Source organism: Aureitalea marina (genome assembly GCF_002943755.1).
GTDB lineage: Bacteria > Bacteroidota > Bacteroidia > Flavobacteriales > Flavobacteriaceae > Aureitalea > Aureitalea marina.
The window spans coordinates 1167755-1186181 of sequence record NZ_MQUB01000001.1 but is presented as its reverse complement, the minus strand read 5'-3'; the positions used below and the strand labels follow the sequence as shown (position 1 = coordinate 1186181).

General features: G+C 46.7%; 18 protein-coding genes and 1 pseudogene. 7 read left to right on the top strand and 12 right to left on the bottom strand.

Annotated elements, in window-relative coordinates:
- Positions 1–3 precede the first annotated feature (3 nt).
- From BST85_RS05375 to BST85_RS05340, 8 genes and pseudogenes are all read right to left on the bottom strand, one after another.
- Positions 4–252 carry an acyl carrier protein gene (locus BST85_RS05375; protein ID WP_104812312.1) on the bottom strand — a complete coding sequence of 83 codons (249 nt, stop codon included), beginning with the start codon at positions 250–252 and terminating at the stop codon, positions 4–6.
- Positions 249–1528, bottom strand: a pseudogene (locus tag BST85_RS05370) (beta-ketoacyl-[acyl-carrier-protein] synthase family protein). Before BST85_RS05370 ends, BST85_RS05375 begins: the two are co-directional and overlap by 4 nt.
- On the bottom strand, positions 1521–1970 hold the full coding sequence (locus BST85_RS05365) for a 3-hydroxyacyl-ACP dehydratase FabZ family protein (RefSeq protein ID WP_104812311.1): 450 nt from the start codon (positions 1968–1970) through the stop codon (positions 1521–1523). The pseudogene BST85_RS05370 and the gene BST85_RS05365 overlap by 8 nt, the downstream one beginning before the upstream one ends.
- Positions 1970–2746, bottom strand: a complete 777-nt coding sequence (locus tag BST85_RS05360; protein WP_104812310.1) for an SDR family oxidoreductase — start codon at positions 2744–2746, stop codon at positions 1970–1972. Before BST85_RS05360 ends, BST85_RS05365 begins: the two co-directional genes overlap by 1 nt.
- Positions 2746–3798 (bottom strand): type III polyketide synthase, encoded by a 1053-nt coding sequence (locus tag BST85_RS05355; RefSeq protein ID WP_104812309.1) that lies wholly within the window; start codon positions 3796–3798, stop codon positions 2746–2748. Before BST85_RS05355 ends, BST85_RS05360 begins: the two co-directional genes overlap by 1 nt.
- The gene (locus BST85_RS05350; protein WP_104812308.1) at positions 3798–4526 is read right to left on the bottom strand and encodes a methyltransferase domain-containing protein; all 729 of its coding nucleotides are present in this window, start codon (positions 4524–4526) and stop codon (positions 3798–3800) included. The genes BST85_RS05355 and BST85_RS05350 overlap by 1 nt, the downstream gene beginning before the upstream one ends.
- Positions 4523–5638, bottom strand: a complete 1116-nt coding sequence (locus BST85_RS05345; RefSeq protein WP_104812307.1) for an NAD(P)/FAD-dependent oxidoreductase — start codon at positions 5636–5638, stop codon at positions 4523–4525. Before BST85_RS05345 ends, BST85_RS05350 begins: the two co-directional genes overlap by 4 nt.
- Positions 5639–5692: 54 nt before the next feature.
- Positions 5693–7699, bottom strand: coding sequence for an alpha-ketoacid dehydrogenase subunit alpha/beta (locus tag BST85_RS05340; RefSeq protein ID WP_104812306.1), 2007 nt, complete (start codon positions 7697–7699; stop codon positions 5693–5695).
- A 120-nt stretch (positions 7700–7819) separates the two neighbouring features.
- Between BST85_RS05340 and BST85_RS05335 the strand changes: the two genes are divergently transcribed.
- The 4 genes from BST85_RS05335 to BST85_RS05320 are packed head-to-tail and all read left to right on the top strand — an operon-like array spanning position 7820 to position 10849.
- Complete coding sequence (locus BST85_RS05335; RefSeq protein ID WP_104812305.1) at positions 7820–8767, top strand: isopenicillin N synthase family dioxygenase; 948 nt, start codon at positions 7820–7822, stop codon at positions 8765–8767.
- A 4-nt stretch (positions 8768–8771) separates the two neighbouring features.
- Positions 8772–9101: a translation initiation factor gene (locus BST85_RS05330; protein ID WP_104812304.1), complete on the top strand. Its 330-nt coding sequence runs from the start codon at positions 8772–8774 to the stop codon at positions 9099–9101.
- Between the two features lie 10 nt (positions 9102–9111).
- Positions 9112–9993, top strand: coding sequence for a nucleoside phosphorylase (locus BST85_RS05325; RefSeq protein ID WP_104813914.1), 882 nt, complete (start codon positions 9112–9114; stop codon positions 9991–9993).
- 4 nt (positions 9994–9997) lie between these two features.
- A complete protein-coding gene (locus BST85_RS05320) occupies positions 9998–10849 on the top strand; it encodes a substrate-binding domain-containing protein (RefSeq protein ID WP_104813913.1) in 852 nt (283 codons plus the stop codon).
- A gap of 175 nt (positions 10850–11024) precedes the next feature.
- Here the strand turns inward: BST85_RS05320 and ung are convergent, their stop codons facing one another.
- A complete protein-coding gene (gene ung / locus BST85_RS05315) occupies positions 11025–11690 on the bottom strand; it encodes a uracil-DNA glycosylase (RefSeq protein WP_104812303.1) in 666 nt (221 codons plus the stop codon).
- 50 nt (positions 11691–11740) lie between these two features.
- On the opposite strand from ung, the gene BST85_RS05310 reads away from it, so the two are divergent.
- Together BST85_RS05310 and BST85_RS05305 are read left to right on the top strand one after the other, a co-directional pair.
- Positions 11741–13900, top strand: a complete 2160-nt coding sequence (locus BST85_RS05310) for an endonuclease MutS2 (RefSeq protein ID WP_104812302.1) — start codon at positions 11741–11743, stop codon at positions 13898–13900.
- A gap of 88 nt (positions 13901–13988) precedes the next feature.
- A complete protein-coding gene (locus tag BST85_RS05305) occupies positions 13989–14390 on the top strand; it encodes a thiol-disulfide oxidoreductase DCC family protein (protein ID WP_104812301.1) in 402 nt (133 codons plus the stop codon).
- On the opposite strand, the gene BST85_RS05300 is transcribed toward BST85_RS05305, so the two are convergent.
- From BST85_RS05300 to gshB, 3 genes are read right to left on the bottom strand one after another with little or no spacing between them, the layout of a single operon-like run.
- Positions 14391–15554, bottom strand: a complete 1164-nt coding sequence (locus BST85_RS05300; RefSeq protein ID WP_104812300.1) for a peptidase MATCAP family protein — start codon at positions 15552–15554, stop codon at positions 14391–14393. It abuts the gene before it with no gap.
- On the bottom strand, positions 15551–16384 hold the full coding sequence (locus BST85_RS05295) for an N-formylglutamate amidohydrolase (protein WP_104812299.1): 834 nt from the start codon (positions 16382–16384) through the stop codon (positions 15551–15553). Before BST85_RS05295 ends, BST85_RS05300 begins: the two co-directional genes overlap by 4 nt.
- On the bottom strand, positions 16384–17412 hold the full coding sequence (gshB, locus tag BST85_RS05290; RefSeq protein WP_104812298.1) for a glutathione synthase: 1029 nt from the start codon (positions 17410–17412) through the stop codon (positions 16384–16386). Before gshB ends, BST85_RS05295 begins: the two co-directional genes overlap by 1 nt.
- 162 nt (positions 17413–17574) lie before the next feature.
- Between gshB and BST85_RS05285 the strand changes: the two genes are divergently transcribed.
- Positions 17575–18426 (top strand): mechanosensitive ion channel family protein, encoded by an 852-nt coding sequence (locus BST85_RS05285; protein WP_104812297.1) that lies wholly within the window; start codon positions 17575–17577, stop codon positions 18424–18426.
- Position 18427 lies beyond the last annotated feature (1 nt).

Below are 18427 nucleotides of genomic sequence, written 5' to 3'. Positions count from 1 at the left end.
TGTTCAATCGGCTTTTTTCCAGATGATATCCACAGCGTCCTGAACCGTTCTCAAGTTCTCCATATCATCGTTAGTCAGTTCGATGTCAAAGGCATCCTCCACATCCAGGACGATGTCGACCAAATGGGCAGAATTGATGTTCAGCTCGCCGGTTAGGTCGGCCTCTGGGCTTATTTCATCAACGCTGACATCTTCTGGCAAGTATTGTTCTATGATGGGCTTGAGTGTTTTATAGATGGAGTCTGGGGTCATTGATCGGAAATTTTCCTAAAGATAACCACAGCGTTGACATCACCAAAACCAAAACTGGCCTTAATGACCGTATTTATAGGCGCATCCACTGCTTGTAATGGCACTCGGTCCCGATGTATTAGTTGAGCGATCTGGGGGTGGAGATCTTCGCAGTTCAGGTTTGGGGCGATAAAATCGTGTTTTAATTGTAAAATGGATGCAACGATTTCCATACTCCCGCTGGCTGCCAGGCCATGCCCGACCATACTTTTCAGGGAATTGATCCAGGGAAAATCTTTACCTCTTCTTCCAAGGGCGGAGGACCAATTTGCAATTTCGTCCGGATCCTTGATCGTCGCGGTGAGATGCCCATTGATCAGGTCGATCTCATCGGGAGATATACCAGCTACCTGGATCGCTTCTGAAATGCAACGTTGTATGGCTTCGGAATTGGGAGCAGTCATACTACCACCTTGGCGCTGGCCTCCACTGTTTACTGATCCTCCCAGGACCTCCGCATAGATAGTCGCTCCCCGCTCCAGGGCAGAATCCAGGCTTTCCAACAAGAGGGCTCCAGCCCCACTGGATGGCACAAAACCGCTGGCCGTTTCGCTCATGGGCCTGGATGCTTGTTCCGGTTCATGATTGTGTTTATAGGTGGTTACTCGCATGGCGTCGAAACCACCCCAGACATAGGGTCCGTGATCTGAGCAACTTCCACATAGCATCTGTTTTGCTTTTCCCGACCGGATACGTTCAAAGCCCATCCAGACCGCTTCGGTCCCAGTAGCACAGGCTGAGCTGTTGGTGGTGATCCAGTTGGCTGCCGCAGTGCGTCCACTTAAGAAGGCACTGATCCCGCTGGCCATGGTTTGTGAAACGGTGCTACTCCCCAATCTTCGCACCTTTCCTTCGTCCAATTTGTAGATCGCTTCTCTAAACTTCTCCACGCCCGAAGTTCCTGTTCCAAATACAATACCCAAGTCGTAATTGGGAGAGGATTGATTATCCGGCAGTTTGATCCCGGCATCCTCTACCGCTTCTAAACCAGCTATTAGCCCGTAGAGAATTCCGCTGCTATTCATGTGCTTTTGCTCTGCCTTACTCAGGTATTCGGATCTCATTTCTTCGGTTACAGGGGTATTCCGCCTAACTGACAAGAGAAATTAAGCTCATCCAACTCGGGCCAATGTGCGATACCAGATTTTCCTTTTTTCAAGGCCAAAAGGAAGTCCTCAATTCCCACGGCATTGGGAGCTACAATGCCCATTCCTGTTATGACCACCCGTTTACTCACCTATCTTATTTACGATCATTCCACTCAGGGTTGCCTTACACAGCAGTTCTCCGGATTCATTGTACATCCTGGCTTTGGTCTTGAGTTTATTGAACCTGAAATATTCAACCTCGCCGGTCACTTCGACTTGCGTTCCTGGGGCAACAGGTAAAAGGAACTGTACGTCACTCTCACTCAAAGCAAAAGCCGTTCCTGCAGTATTATCCGAGCTGTTCAATAAGTACATGCCTTGGCAGACCAATGTGACCTGGGCCATACATTCAGTCAGTATCACTCCCGGCGTTACGGGATTATCAGGAAAGTGGTCCCGGTAAAAGCTCAAGTGAGGATCGAAATGATATTGAGCCCTGATGGAATGCTCATCGACCTCCAGAATTTGGTCTACAAAACAGAAACCCCGGCCATAGGGCAATTCTCGGACGATTTTTTCTTCTAGATTCATTACCTCAAGGATTCACCTCCATCTGCTTTTATGATGGCTCCATTGATCCAATCGGCCTCTGGCCTGCTCAAGAGGTAAACTACCTTGGCAATGTCCTGAGGAGTGGTCAGCCTCCCAAAGGGGTTCCGTTTTTCGGCCATATAGGCCATCTTCTCGTTATTCGGGATCATCTGAAAAGAAGGTGTCAGGGTAACACCTGCTTGAATGGCATTGGTTGATATCCCCAGACCTGCATATTCTACGGCCATTTGCCTGATCAGGGCTTCCAATACGCCTTTAGCGGCAGAAACCGCGCCATAAGCAGGCCAGGTTCGTTGATTTCCTTCACTGGTAAAGGCAATAATTCGGGCAGGATTGGAAAATTTGTCGGATGAAATCAACTCCTGGGCCCAATCCAGCAAACTTCCACCCATGGCATTAGTGGTCAAGGACAGGTCCTGGCTACTAAGTCGTTGGTCCCGATCTCCCTTTAAGGGTTTAAGATTACCTTTAGCCAGGCTGTGAAGAAGTAAGTACACTTGGTTCGAACCAATTTCATCGAGCACCTTTTGCCTCGAGTCTAACTTTAAAGCGTCCGTATTAATAGTTTTAAATTCAACGTGTTGTGATCGGATTAACTCCCAATTTTTTTCAATTTGGGCCAGATCTGAACGCCGGTCCCGATGAACAACACAAATGTTCATTCCATGGGAGGCCAGTTTTATTGCAGATGCTAATCCAAGGCCACTACTCCCTCCAAGAATGACAGCCCATTTATTTTCAAATTCGCGACTCATTAAAATTCAATTAGTATGCGCTGGGCCGAGAAGCCCGGTCCGAAACTCAGCATCAACCCGTACTCTCCAGCGGCTATATCTTTATTCAGGAATCGTTCCAACACGTACAGTACAGTTACGCTGCTCATATTACCATACAATTTAAGAACTTCCCGAGTATCATTGATCTCTTTTCCCATAGCTCCAAATAGCTCCTCCACCGTCTGTACGATCTTGCGCCCACCTGGATGGAAGATCAAATGATCCACCTGCTCCATCTGCAGACCATTATCCTCCAAAAACGGATGAATGATCTTGGGGAAATGACTGGCGATCTGCTCGGGCACTGTCTTGTCCAAGATCATTTGTAGCCCCGTATTGACCAGTTTAAAACCCATCATATGGGCCGCGTTGTAAAAATGATACATGGCCTGGTCCTTTATTTGTGGACCCTGATCTTCTTCTCGGGAAGACATCAGCACAGCAGCGGCACCATCACCAAATATGGCCGCACTGACCATATTCACCATAGAGAAATCCTCCAATTGAAAGGTAGCTGTGGGCGACTCCAGTGCAAGGACTATAGCCCGCTTTCCGGGATTGGCCTCCAAGAACTCTTTGGCGTAGATCATTCCGGATATTCCAGCGGCACACCCCATTTCTGTTACCGGTAGCCGGACTATGTCCTGTCTCATCTCAAATTCGTTAATCAGGTAGGCATCGATGGAAGGGATCATAATCCCAGTACAACTGACCGTAATGATATAGTCCAGATCTGTGGCCTGCCAATTGGATTGTTCTAAGGCCTTTTTAACCGCACCACCTCCCAATTGCTTCATGCCGGCTACATAGAAATCGTTGCGCTCTTCCAGGGTATAAGGATGGAATACCTGGTGGGCATCCATAATGGAATAGCGCCGATCTACACCAGCTCCCTCGAATATCTTCAGGATCTTCCGCCTGAACCGATCCGGCTGATCCTTTAACCAAAGCTCCACCCAGGGTAGTATCTCTGCGGTACTTCTTGTGAATTTCGGCAATTGCTTGGCTACTGAAATGATCTTAACCGCCATTATCTATTGTTTTGATTTGAGGGTTGAATGGTCCATTGCCATCTGTATGCCCATTTACGGGAGATGGAATGGTTACCGATTACTTTAGTCGAGATTTGATCCAATTCGTTTCGGGTAAATGCCCTGGCAACAGAAACTTGTCCGTCATGTCTGGCAATTTTTGATCGCAGCATGATGGGGGAAATTAGTTTGAAGAGATTAAGGGCCATTTTGTTTCGCTCCAGGTCACTGATAACTATTCCCATTTGACAATGCTGCATTATTATTCCCAGTAGACGAATGATATCTTCAGTAGGAAAGTGATGCAAGAAGAGGCTGCATACTGCAATATCCATTGAGGGCCATTCCAGGGTTTCATTGAAGACATCCAATGAACGGAATTCCAAATTGTCGAAGCTAGCTGAGCGTTCTTTAGCCAACTGCAGGATATGGGGATTGGCATCCAGACCAATACCCTGAAAAGGTATTTTTCGTTGTTTAGCCCATTTACTACAGTGTCTTAATAATTCGCCATCACCGCACCCAAGATCGACCACCATGAGCGGATCGGATAGTTTCCGGCTTCCTATCAATTCTTTTATTCCGGAGATGACGGTCCTGTTTCCGCCTAGGTATTGATTCACCCTGGCCAGGTCATCTAAAAGAGTGAAGAGTTCGTTGCCTTGTAGCTGAAAATCATCCATGATCTCAGATTGGCTGGAACGCTTGTCTGGGTGGAATTCGATCATGCTACTATCACCTCCCCATGTGTTTTTCGGACCACGGCAGGCACAAGACCCGGAATTTTTCGGGCCAATTTGATCGCTAATTGATTTGTTTGAGGATTGAGAAGAAGGCGTTGCAGGTATCTACCTGCTCTCAGACGATTGCCAAAGGCTCTCTTCCAGGAAACCCCATAGGCCCGATGAAGATCCGTACCAGCCAGACCTTCATGTACAAGGTCTGCCAGTATCTTACTGCTATGTATGGCCATGGCCATGCCGTTGCCACAGAGCGGATGAATAAGACCAGCGCTGTCTCCTATCATTGGTATTCCCTTCACCACAGGTTCTTTGGCTTGAAAACTGATCTGGGCTATGGTCATGGGTTTATCAAATACGGGCTTGGCTTCGTCTAAGAACCGTTTAAGTTCCTCATTTTGTCCCATTATCTCATTCTGGAAATGATCAGTACTGCCGAAGGCCTTAAAGACTGAGTAATTGACCAAATAACAGGCATTGACAATCCCCTCTTCCACTTTGGATATACCACAATAACCACCTTTAAAATGATGCAGATCCACACGGTTCGATGGATGATCAAATAGGTAGTGCCCCTTCACTCCCAACCATGGGGAATGTTGACCAATGAAGTTTCGCTTTAATTCTTTATCCAGATTGGAGCGCTTACCATAAGCCCCGATCAATAGTTCGGTTTCCCAGATTAAACCACCAGATGACCGGATCAGGTATCGAGTATCTTCCTTTTCTATCGAATTGATGGTTCCAAAAAAGAAGTCGATCCTGGATTGGAGCAACTCGTACAGATAATTGTCCAACCGAAATCGAGAGATACCAAACCCGCCCAAAGGTAATCGGGTCTGAATTGCCTGAGAACCGGGAGATGTCATTCTGAATTGATCGATAGGGACAGCACCTATGGCAAAAGGATCTGTACCAAGTGATCTCAGGTAAGGCAAAATCTCATTGGACACATATTCGCCACATACCTTGTGCCTGGGGTAAGGATACTTCTCCAATAGAGCGATCCGCTTCCCTCCTTTACTCAGATTGAGCGCACAGGTCAGACCGGCAAGACCACCTCCAATGATCACGATATCGTAATGGCGGGAAGAAAGCATCCCTTAAAGTACCAACTTAATGTTGGTTTGCAAAGGAAATCGACCTAATTAAAATCAGTAGGCCAGCAATTCCTTTACTGCCTGCTCAAATCTGGCATGAGGCAGGTAGTCCTCCTCCAGTTTACCGGCAAAGGGCACCGGTGTCTCAAGGCTGGCCACCCGTTTGATGGGTCCATCCAGCGACTCGAAACAATGCTCGGCGATCAGGGCAGAAAGATCAGAGGCCATACCCCCAAACAAACTATCTTCCTGTAACAGCACTACCTTCCCGGTTTTACGGACAGATTGGAATACAGCCTCTTCATCCAGAGGTGATAAGGTGCGAAGATCCAGGAGGTCGGCAGATATTTCCAGATTTCTGTCCAGGTAGTCCAGCGCCCAGTGCACGCCGGCTCCATAGGTTATAATGGAAATCTCATTTCCTTCCCTTAGCAAGCTAGCCTTGCCAATTGGCAAGGTGTAATAATCTGAAGGTACCTCCTGACGGATGCTGCGGTACAGCGCTTTATGCTCAAAGAACATAACCGGATTGGGGTCGTTGATAGCGGCATTCAGCAATCCAGTGGCATCGTATGGAAAGGCCGGGTAAACTACTTTCAACCCCGGAGTATGGGTAAACCAGGCCTCGTTGGTCTGGCTGTGGAATGGTCCTGCTCCTACCCCAGCCCCACATGGCATTCGGATGACGACATCGGCCTTTTGTCCCCAGCGGTAATGGGTTTTGGCTAGGTAATTCACAATGGGATTGAACCCTGAGGTCACAAAATCAGCAAATTGCATTTCCATGACGGCCTTGAACCCATTGATGGACAGTCCCATTGCAGCTTCAACAATGGCCGATTCGCAGATAGGCGTATTGCGTATCCGTTCCCGGCCGAACTGCTCCAGAAATCCTTGGGTTATCTTGAAAACTCCACCATATTCGGCAATGTCCTGCCCCATGATCACCAGCTTGTCATGACGCTCCATAGACTGACGCAGTCCTTGGGAGATAGCGTCGATCAGCCTGATCTCTTCCGTCTGATTTCCCGGTTCGACCTGTATCTCGGCTACCGGTGCATAGACATCGGAAATCTCTTGCTGTGGGGAGGATTCTATGGGGGGTTCGTTAAAAGCGATTTCCAGGTTCTCGCTGATCTCGTGAATGATAGCCTCTTTCAGTTGAACCTCTAATTCCTCCGTTAAAATCCCTTCTTTTCGCAGATAGCCCGCATAATTTTCAATGGGATCCTTAAGGGCCCATTGGTCCATCAGTTCCTGAGGAACGTATTTGGTCCCACTGGCTTCCTCGTGACCTCGCATGCGGAAGGTTTTAAACTCGACCATGACCGGCCTGGGATTGGCTCGCATGCTTTCTGTTATTTCCTTGAGTTGAGTGTAGACCTGCAGAATATGATTTCCTTCAATGATGTGGGCCTCCATACCATAACCGGCACCTCGGTCTGCGAGGTCCTCACAACGGAATTGCTCATATGTAGGAGTTGAGAGGCCATATCCGTTATTCTCAATACAAAACAGCACGGGCAGATTCCAAACGGAGGCAACGTTCAGTGCCTCATGGATATCTCCTTCACTGGTTCCTCCTTCCCCGGTAAAGACTGCACAAATCTGACCATTATCTTTTAAAAGATTTCCAAGTCCAATTCCGTCTGCAACTCCGAATTGTGGACCCAGGTGAGAGATCATTCCAACGATTTTATACTCCTGGGTACCGAAATGAAAACTTCGATCTCTTCCTTTTGTAAATCCGTTGGCTTTTCCCTGCCATTGTGAAAACAATCGGTTCAACGGAACCTTGCGCGTGGTGAACACACCCAAATTACGGTGCATAGGAAGGATATATTCTTCTTCTTGCATCACCGAACTAACGCCTACAGCAATCGCTTCCTGTCCCATTCCACTAAACCATTTAGATATCTTTCCTTGTCTCAGCAGGATCAGCATCTTTTCCTCGATCATTCGGGGCTTGAGCATCCGTTCATAGAGCATCAGCAAGGTTTCGTCGGTCAGATCTCCCCTATCGTAATCATATTGAAGATGGGGTATGGTGTCGGTTCTCATGCAATCAAATTAGTCCATTCAAAAGTAGGAAAAAGGAAATGACCGAACTATCAGTATATCGGAGTTTTTCTATACTACCGACCTGTGAAATAATTTATCTTTGCTGTAAAGCAGATTTTCATGAATAATATTCCCAGCGTCGACCTTTCCGATTTCCTCAGTGAGGACCAAGGACGAAAGCAAAGCTTTGTGAATCATATCGGTCGGGCATACGAAGACATTGGCTTCGTCTCTCTGAAGAATCATTTTTTGGACGACGAGCTGGTAGAGGACCTTTACCGCGAGGTGAAGGCATTTTTTGATCTACCATTAGACCGAAAGCGGCAATACGAAGATCCGGAAATTGCCGGTCAGCGTGGGTATGTCTCCTTTGGGAAAGAACACGCCAAGGGCAAGACACAGGGAGACCTGAAGGAGTTCTGGCATTTTGGTCAAGAAGCCGCTGAAGACGCTAGCTTATCTGAGACTTATCCCAATAATTTGCTGGTCAAGGAACTACCTCAATTTAACGATACCGGAATGCAGGCTTATCGCATGCTGGAAAAAACAGCTATTTATGTGCTGCGCGCCCTGGCCTTGCACATCGGGCTGGAGGAAACTTATTTTGATTCCTGGGTCAGCGGTGGAAATAGCATACTACGACCCATCCATTATCCTCCGATCATTACCGAACCTGATGGTGCTGTGCGTGCTGGCGCTCATGGAGACATTAACCTGATCACCCTCCTGATGGGAGCATCTACCGGGGGACTCCAGGTGTTGCGAAATGATGGAGAGTGGATCGATGCCATTCCGGAAGCTGACGAATTGGTGATCAATGTAGGCGATATGTTGGAACGGTTGACGAATAACCGGCTGCGTTCTACGGTGCATCGTGTGGTCAATCCTCCCAAAGAGCAATGGGGTACGCCGCGTTATTCCATCCCATTCTTTATGCATCCTCGGTCTGATATGCCGCTCAACTGCCTGCAGGAATGCGTGGATGCCGATCATCCCAAGGCCTACGAAGATATCACAGCAGGCGAATTCTTGTCCCAACGACTGGCCGAGATCGGTCTAAAGAAATAAGCATATGGACCTGGGAGATCAACTCAAGAAACTTTTTCCAGATCATCAATCTGAAGAACCCGACCAAAAACCAACCGAGGCTACCGGCCTCTGGATCTCTGACGAACCTTTGATATGCCGTTACGAGAAGCGTAAAGGGAAACCCATCACTATTATTTCGGGTTACGATGGTAATAAACAGGACTTCAAAGACCTGACCCGACAGATCCAACAATTACTTGGTGTTGGGGGATCCCATAAGCAAGAAGAGATCATCATACAAGGTGATTATAGGGATCGTATCATGGATTTTTTAAAGGATCTGGGTTTTAAAGTGAAACGCGTTGGCGGATAATGGCAGTCTAATGATCAGGGAATCTGAACTCATACTCAATCCGGATGGCAGTATTTATCATCTAGGTCTATTGCCTCAGGATCTTGCAGAAACGGTTATTACTGTTGGAGATCCGGATCGGGTGGATCAGGTAAGCCGCCATTTTGACCGGATCGAGTTGAAGAAGGAAAACAGGGAGTTTCGTACCCATACCGGTGTATACAAAGGTAAACGCATTAGTGTGATCTCTACCGGGATCGGTCCAGACAATATCGATATTGTCATCAACGAACTGGACGCCCTTGTGAATATAGACTTTCAGAAGCGTGTTGAGAAAGAAAAGCCAATGTCGTTGGACCTGATCCGAATTGGTACCTGCGGGGGCTTGCAACCGGAGTTGGAGTTAGATAGCCTGGCATACAGTTCTGCCGCCTTGGGCTTCGATAATCTGTTGCATTATTACCGGGATAAGACGGAGGTCATGCTTGCTGAACTATTAAAGGATTTTGAGCAGCAAACCGCTTGGGGTCAATCCGGCATACCTCTTCCATATGCCGTGGGGAGTAACATCGAATTGGCAACACAGCTGGGACTATCCTCCATACAGGCGGGGATCACAGCTACCAATGTCGGATTTTATGCACCTCAAGGTCGATCTCTAAGGCTTAGGCCCACAGATGATAGGTATCTGGATCGACTTAAGGGTTTCAGTTTTAATGGACAGAAGATCCTAAACCTGGAGATGGAAACTGCGGCCATTTATGCCATGGCGGGGCTTTTGGGTCATAGGGCCGTTTCCATAAGTGTAGTTCTGGCCAACCGTTCTTCTGGAGCCTTTAGTAAGGATGCACCCGCGGCAATCGACAAAATGATCCGATTTACCCTGGACCGATTATCCAATATTGAAAATTGACCAGATGAAGACCATGTACATAGGTGGAGTGCCGGAACATTTCAACTTACCCTGGTATATTACCCTTCGCGATAAGGCTTATGCTCCCTTGTCGATCAATCTGAGGTGGAAGGATTTCCCGGGTGGAACAGGCGCCATGTGCGAGGCTCTGAGAAATAAAGAGATCGATATGGCCGTGATCCTTACCGAAGGTATCATTCGGGATATCATTCATGGCAACCCAAGTGTGATCGTACAACAATATGTCGGTTCTTCCCTGCAATGGGGAATACACACAGCCAAAGACGCTCCTTTCACCGATCTGATATCGCTAAAAGGCAGCAGGGCGGCTATCAGCCGCTACGGTTCCGGTTCGCACCTTATGGCCTATGTGAACGCCATGGAATTGAATTGGGACTTAAACACCGACCTTCAATTCGAACTGATCAACAGTCTGGATGGGGCATTGCAGGCGTTGCCCGGAGGAACCGCTGATTATTTCATGTGGGAGAAGTATACTACTCAACCATTTGTTGATCAGGGAATCTTTAAGCGGATCGGGGTTTGCCCAACACCCTGGCCCTGTTTTGTAATAGCCGTTCGAAAAGAGGTATGGCAGGATCAGCGCTCTGAAGTGGAGGGAATACTTAAGGTCATTAATAGTTGCACGGAAGGTTTCAAAGCGATGCCGGGAATAGATCAGATGATATCCATACGGTACCAACAGCAAGTGGAGGATGTGCGAAGATGGTTGGATGAAACAGCATGGTCGTCCTCTCAACTTTCTTTGGAAATGGTAGTAAAGGTCCAGGAAGTTCTCCTGCAAGCTGGATTGATAGACCGAAGATTAGCTGCCGAGCATTTTTTGTCAAAATAATTGCCACCTGAGCGCAACCTTTTCCAAACTATGGAGTCTATTAGGTGTTAACTACCAATTAATGAGCACTTTTTTAATTATACTTGGGGCTTTACTTGTAACCAACTTCCTCTTGTTACAATTTAGTTGCAACGACACCTCGGAGCCGGAAGCTCCTGAGGACGAATAATACCGATCACCAGATAATTGGTGCTTCTTTTCTTTTTTCCAAATAATTATTGGCCGTACTAAAATGCCGGTTTCCGAACCAGTATCCCCTGTTGGCACTGAGCGGTGAAGGATGTCCACTGCTAAGGACCAGGTGCCGATTAGTATCTATATGCCTTCCTTTTCTTTTGGCATATCCACCCCAGAGCATGAAGATCAGACCCTCTCGCTTAGCCGATAGCTCGGAGATGACCCGGTCCGTGAACTGTTCCCATCCTCTATTCTGATGACTGCCCGCCTGATGTGCCCTGACAGTAAGAGTTGCATTAAGCAGCAACACCCCCTGGTCCGCCCAATTGGTGAGGTCTCCATTGTCGGAATGAAGTTTACCCAGGTCGGCTTTGATCTCTTTGTAAATGTTGACCAAGGACGGTGGCGGCACAACTCCTTCCCTAACGGAAAAGCACAGACCGTGTGCCTGACCGGGGCCGTGGTAAGGATCCTGTCCAAGTATGACCACCTTCACCTGGTCGAAGGGTGTATGATCAAAAGCCGAGAAGATCTCTTTTCCCGGTGGAAAGCAGCGATACTTCTGATATTCACTCCTTACAAATTCGGTGAGCTCTCGGAAGTAGGCTTTATCAAATTCATCGCTCATTTGAGCAAGCCAGCTCGGATGGATATTCACCCCCATTATTCTTATTTTTGTCTGGTGAAAGTATTAAAATTATACCGATTTCTTCCATGAGGAAACTGGACCCAAAATCGCTGCAAGACCTCGAATTTGACCAGGTTCTTCATCAAATATCTCAGCGCTGCATTACCGATATCGGGAAGGCTCAGATCATAGATCATCTGCCTTTTACAGCATTAGAGTCCGTACTGCTGCAATTGAAGCAGGTACGGGAATTCCAGGCATCTATTAACTCTGACAGTCCGATTCCTAATCACGGTTTTGAAAGTATCCAAAAAGAGATCGAACTCTTGGGGATAGAGAACAGTACGCTGCAGCTTCCCTCCTTCCGCAGAATTCAGGCCGTTGGGCTAACAACCGGAGAACTGATCAAATACTTTAAGAAGAACAGGGAATTCTTTGTCGCTTTATGGGATTATTCCGAAGAAGTTACTTACACCTCCCTGATAACAGACGAAATAGGCCGGGTGATCGACCGTTATGGGTTCATCCGCGATGATGCCAGCGATGAGCTAAAGCGGATAAGAAGGTCCCTGATCCAGGTCAAATCCAGGATCAACTCTTCTTTTGACCAGGCGTTGAACCGATATCATCAGAAGGATCTGCTGGATGAGATACGGGAATCCGTGGTGGATAACAGGCGCGTATTGGCCGTCAAGGCCATGCATAGAAAGAAGGTGGCCGGTATTCCGCTAGGGACTTCCAAAACGGGGAGTATCGTCTATATGCAGCCTCGGGAAACCCAAGCCTATGCTGACGAACTGGCCAATCTGTTGTATGAGGAGTCAGAAGAGATCAAGCGTATACTGAAAGAACTGACGGAATTTATTCGACCCTATGAGCCATTGCTGACGCAATATCAGGCCTATTTAACCCATTTAGACACATTATATGGTCGTGCACGATATGCAGAAGCGATAGGCGGAATTATTCCCATAGCCGGTAAAGAGAGAAGATTAAAGCTGATCGATGCCTTCCATCCACTGTTGTATGCGGCAAATAAATTGGAAGGGAAAAAAACATGGCCACAATCCATCGAACTACATCCTGAGAACAGGATCATTGTTATATCCGGACCCAATGCAGGAGGTAAAAGTATTACCCTAAAAACCATAGGACTTTTGCAACTTATGTGGCAGAGTGGGATCCCGGTTCCCTGCGACCCCTTGAGTGAGTTCTGCATCTTTGAGCGTGTTCTCACTGACATAGGCGACAACCAATCGATTGAAAATCATCTGAGTACTTACAGTTATCGGCTTAAGCGGATGAATCAGTTTCTGAAAAAATGCAACAGTAAGACCCTGCTGCTGATCGATGAGTTTGGTACAGGATCGGATCCGGAACTAGGAGGAGCCCTAGCAGAAACCTTCCTGGAGGTTTTCTATGAAAAAGAGGCCTACGGAGTGATCACTACGCATTACGCCAATCTAAAACTGCTTGCCTCAGAATTGCCCCATGCGACCAACGCCAATATGCAATTTGATCGCCGCAGTCTGGAGCCTATGTTCCAGTTGCAGTTGGGAGAGGCAGGAAGTTCATTTACATTCGAAGTAGCTCAAAAGAACGGTATTCCCTATTCCCTGATCAACAAAGCAAAGAAGAAGATCGAGCGTGGCAAGGTTCGTTTTGACCGTACCATTGCAAATCTTCAAAAAGAGCGATCTGCCCTGCGTAAAACTTCAGCATCCCTTAAGGATGTGGAAGAAAAGGCCAGGGAGGAAAGCCTTCAAATGGAAAAGACCAACAAGAGGATACAAAACAAACTGGAACGCTATCAGGAATTGTTTGATGCTAACCAGCGCCTGATATCATTGGGAAAGAAGTTCGATCAGCTGGCAGAGCGCTACCACAACAACAAAAAGAAGCGGGAACTCATAGACGAATTGGTCAAATTGACCATGGTAGAGAACTCAAAACGAAAAAAGGTCTCCCCCAAGCGTAAAAAAGTCCAAAAGCAACAACAGCAGCAGCTCAAACAGGAAGTTGATAAAAAGGTCGAGAAGATCCGTCAACGCAAAAAGAAAGAGAAAGAGGCTACCAAAGCCCCTCCTCCTCCCAAGCCGAAGGTCAAATTGAAAGTAGGAGATCAGGTCAGAATGATCGATGGTCGTGCAGTGGGCACCATAGAGACCATAGAAAGGAATAAGGCCGCCGTTAATTACGGTGTCTTTATGACCTCTGTCAATCTTTCCGAGTTAGAGAAGGCCTGAACATCAATCCCTCCATTTTAACATAGCCTTTGCAGCATCGCTAATTATCTGAGTCGTACCTTTGTAATGATATTAGATGGAGCATCATATGTCTAAAAATCAGAGTGTCGTCTTGTTTGATGGAGTGTGCAACCTCTGTAATGGAGCGGTTACCTTCCTGATCCGTCGTGACCGTCATGATCGGTTTCGCTTCGCTGCCTTACAAAGTGAGATGGGAGCGGAATTGACCCGGGCTTACGGTATTGATACCGAAGAAGTAGACTCCATTGTCCTGATCGAGGATAAAAAGGCCTTTGTGCGATCTGATGCTGCTCTTCGAATTGCCAGAGGTATGAATGGTGCATACCCTCTGCTGTACGGATTTATAATTCTCCCTAGATTCTTGCGGGATCCTATCTACAATTGGATTGCCAAAAACCGCTATAAGTGGTTTGGACGTAAGGATCAGTGTATGATCCCTACCCCGGAGCTCAAGGCAAAATTCCTCTGACTACTTCAGATTCTTTAGGATAAAATTCAGAGTCTGGTCGGTGTTCTCATTCTCTTCGAAGGCGAAGTTGGGATATTTAATGGGCTTGGCCATTCCCAATTCCTGCCACCGCTGTATAATGGGCAAATATTCCAACGAGACCTTACCGGCAAGCAGCAGATCCATCTCTTTACCCTGATGGTAATAATCGTAGACCTTTTTTAGGCCGGAAAGATATTTATAGTCCTTGGTGAATCCGCCACCTCTGTGCGCACGAAGTGCAATATTAAATGCTTCCTCGCGGTTCAGCTTGAATTGGCTATAAAGCATATCGAAGGTGTCGCAGAAGTCAAAGCCTTTGTGGATCCCGTCCGTAGCTAATACTCGGTAAGATAGCTCTTTAAGTCTATAAAGTGTTAAACAGCCGCTCATGTATTCGCTAAAAACAGCCAATCCCTCTTGGGTCTCCACATTCCTGGGAAAACCGTTGTGAAAGATCTTTAGTGGCTGATCCATACCGTTGTAGGTAGTCACCAAATGGATGCCGATCTCGTGATTAGCCAAGACCTTTAGTTGATTAGCGCTGTAGCGGAAATTCTTTTTCAATAGCATTTCCTGGCTGCTGTTCTTCACCATGGCTGCGGCAGAAAGCTTGGTAGACTTACGGATCTTCAGCTCGAAATCATATTGCTTGGCAAACTCCTCAAAATAACTGATAGCCTCCTCTACATTAAAGACCGGATACATTTCCTGGTTGTATTCAGGGTCCTCAAAATGCAAGATGAAACGAGCGTTCTCCACGTCCCGTTCGGTAGGAGTTCCAAAGGATTTCAGTACGTTGTAATAGAACTTCTTTCCCTGACCGATACTCTCTATACATTGGATCAGCCCGGAATAATCATAAATGACCTCTCGGTAAAGTTCCCTGCTCTGCTGGTCTTCGATCTTATCGATCTCCTGAGAGAACAACTCCTGCTGTAGTTTGTGCGCATCAAAATCGATGCGCCTGTATTTGAAATTGGGAGATTCGTTGTACCGATTAGCAAAAAAGGTTCGTTTTTCCTGCTCTATGTTGATCGGATTGACATAGTTGAGCAATTCGATCTTTTTAACCAGTTTGTTCAAACGTGCATCGATCTTAAATAGATTGGGATGCTCAGTGATTATGGTTTCCGGGAATGTCATACAACTTTGTGATCTGCGTAAAACGCCTGGGCGTGATGCGGTAATTTATGGACCAATTGATGATTAATGGCCCGCACTACCTCCGGGTAGATCACTTGCCGGAGTTCGTCGCAGTAGATCTTTTTGAATTCGGTGGCTAAAACTAAGGTATTTTGAAAGGAAGAAGTAATATATTTTAGGAAATATCCATTACCGAAGAAGGTATCGTTGATCTTGGAATCACAATATTGAACACCAGGAAGGTTAAGGCCTTCCAGGGAATTTCTCCATTGCTCGATGGAGCGTCCAAAACGGTCATTGTCCAGGTTCACTGTTCCTATGTTTATCACCGGCACTTCCCTATCCCATCTTTTCCAGTTATAGGAATGGATATCGTAGACCACCACCATACCAAAAAGGCTTTCCAATTTACTGATCAATACATGAACAATTTCGTAGAATGAGTTGTGCTTGGCCATACTGCGGTCATGCTGATCCCTGGGCAGGGGCTGTTTCCATAGCTGTTTGCCCCAAGCTGTTTCAAAAACTGCATCATCTGGGCCCCGGTTCAGATCGTATTCGAATCGGCTGTCACAACCGGCAATAACAATGGGATGTGTATGGATCATGGCCTTGGTACATGGATCTTCCTCATACCAGCGATCATAGGCCGAGTGCAAACAGTTGTCCCAGAGCTCTTTTCGGAACTGCCCACCATCGTGGACCGCACCACAGACATAATGTACGTAGCGGTCAATTTTTAGAGTGAAGGAATAATCCAGTGCGACCGCATCAAATGGCTCCTCCCGCTCTATACGGGAAATCATTTCCTGTACCGAGAGGCGTTCCATCAGGCTTCGTTAACGTGTTTACGAAGTTTTTGACGACGTTCGAAGGCGGTCACCCGCTCCAGAACTTTATCTTCTACAAAGTCGACAACTTTCTCCTGTACACGGGTCTTGTATACCTTGTTCATATAGGTGATACCTCCTGGAGACATCACATTGACCTCTACCAGTTGACCATTGATCACGTCAATACCGACAAAATACAAGCCGTCCTTGACCAATTTGGGTCCGATCTTGCGGCAGAGCTCTTTTTCTTGTTTCGTCAGGGAGTGTTTAGTTACTCTTCCTCCAGCGGTTACGTTAGACCGGTGGTCTTCCTCTCCGGGTACCCGTCTCATGGCACCTATAGGCTGGCCATTCAGCAATAATATACGGACATCACCCTGATCCGCACCTTCAATATAATCCTGCAAGATCACATAGTTGGTGGTTCCGTCCTTGTTATCTATGTAGAAGTCCAGTAAGGAGTTGATACTCTTCATGGCTGTCTTTTCGATCAGTATGACCCCACTACCTCCAAAACCATTGAGCGGTTTGAGGATCATACGGTCCGGTCCTTCCTTGATGATCTTCCTTAAATATTTTTTATTCTTGGTCACGTGAGTGCGCGGGATGATCTCGTTGTGCTCATCTTCAAATACAGCAGTATAAAGCTTATTGTTGGCCCTGCGGATACCATCCAGGTCGTTCATAATGAATACATCGTCCTTTACAGAGTCCAGGAAGTTCAGCATGATCATATCCAAAGGAGGATTACTCCTTAGAATGATCACATCAAAACCCGCAAGGGGCAGCATTTCGTCATAGAACTCGGCATGCTTGTGGAAACTCTTGAGGGAACTAGAGATCTTCTCTTTACGCTTCAGACAACTGCAAAAGGCGAAAGCCACACTGTCCCGTATAGTTAGATTGGCAGGTGTGGTAATGGCCATTCCATGTCCTCGCTTGGTAAATTCATGGATCATGGCCAAAGTGGAATCGTTTTCGGCATCCATCTGATCCCAGGGATACATGATAAAACAAACGTTCATATCGTCTTGATTTAGTCGGTTTTAAAGATAGGCATTCTACTGTTTTGACCAAGTCAGATGACAAAATGAAATTTATGCTGAAAATGTCAATAATTCATGTGGACATAATTGAATATTGAATGAGGTTTCTTTAATTTAACCGTCTTAAAATCACTAACTAAAATGGAAGAAGTACAAGACGTCGCAGATGACGTAAAATCAATAGACTGGGACCTTTGGATAGACAAAGGGATCGAACTGGCCACGGAATACGGGCTCAAGATAATAGCCGCCTTGGCCATCTGGGTCATTGGAGGATGGATCTTTAAGCGCATTTACAAACTGGCCGATAAGATGATGGGCAAAATGCATTACGAGGCGAGCCTCAGAAAGTTCCTCGGTAACTTGGTGAAATGGGGTCTGAAGATCCTTCTGATTATTGTAATCCTTGGGGTTTTAGGAATCGAGACTACCTCGTTTGCGGCCATCTTGGCCGCCGCTGGTTTGGCTGTGGGTCTGGCATTACAGGGGTCACTTTCCAATTTTGCCGGTGGTGTTTTGATCATGATCTTTAAGCCTTTCAAGATTGGAGATTTGATTGAGGCACAGGGTGAACTCGGCAGTGTCAAAGAGATCGAGATCTTCACTACTAAAATACTTACTCCGCAAAACCGATTGGTAATTTTACCCAATGGTGCACTTTCCAATGGCAACATCACCAACTATTCCGCTGAAGGTATGTTGAAGATCTTCCATACCATTGGAGTTTCTTACGACTCCGATATCAAGCAGACCAAAGAGGTGCTGATGGGCGTATTGAACAGCTTGGATGCCGTCATGAGTGATCCGGAGCCGATGGTAGAGGTTTCTGAGCTTGCAGACAGTTCGGTGAATTTTGCCGTTCGTGCCATGGTACCATTGGATGACTATTGGCCCACCTATTTTGCGATACTTGAAAAATCAAAAATCGCCTTGGACGAGGCTGGTATAGAAATTCCATTTCCACACCAGGTCGAGATCCACAAAGAAGGCTAAT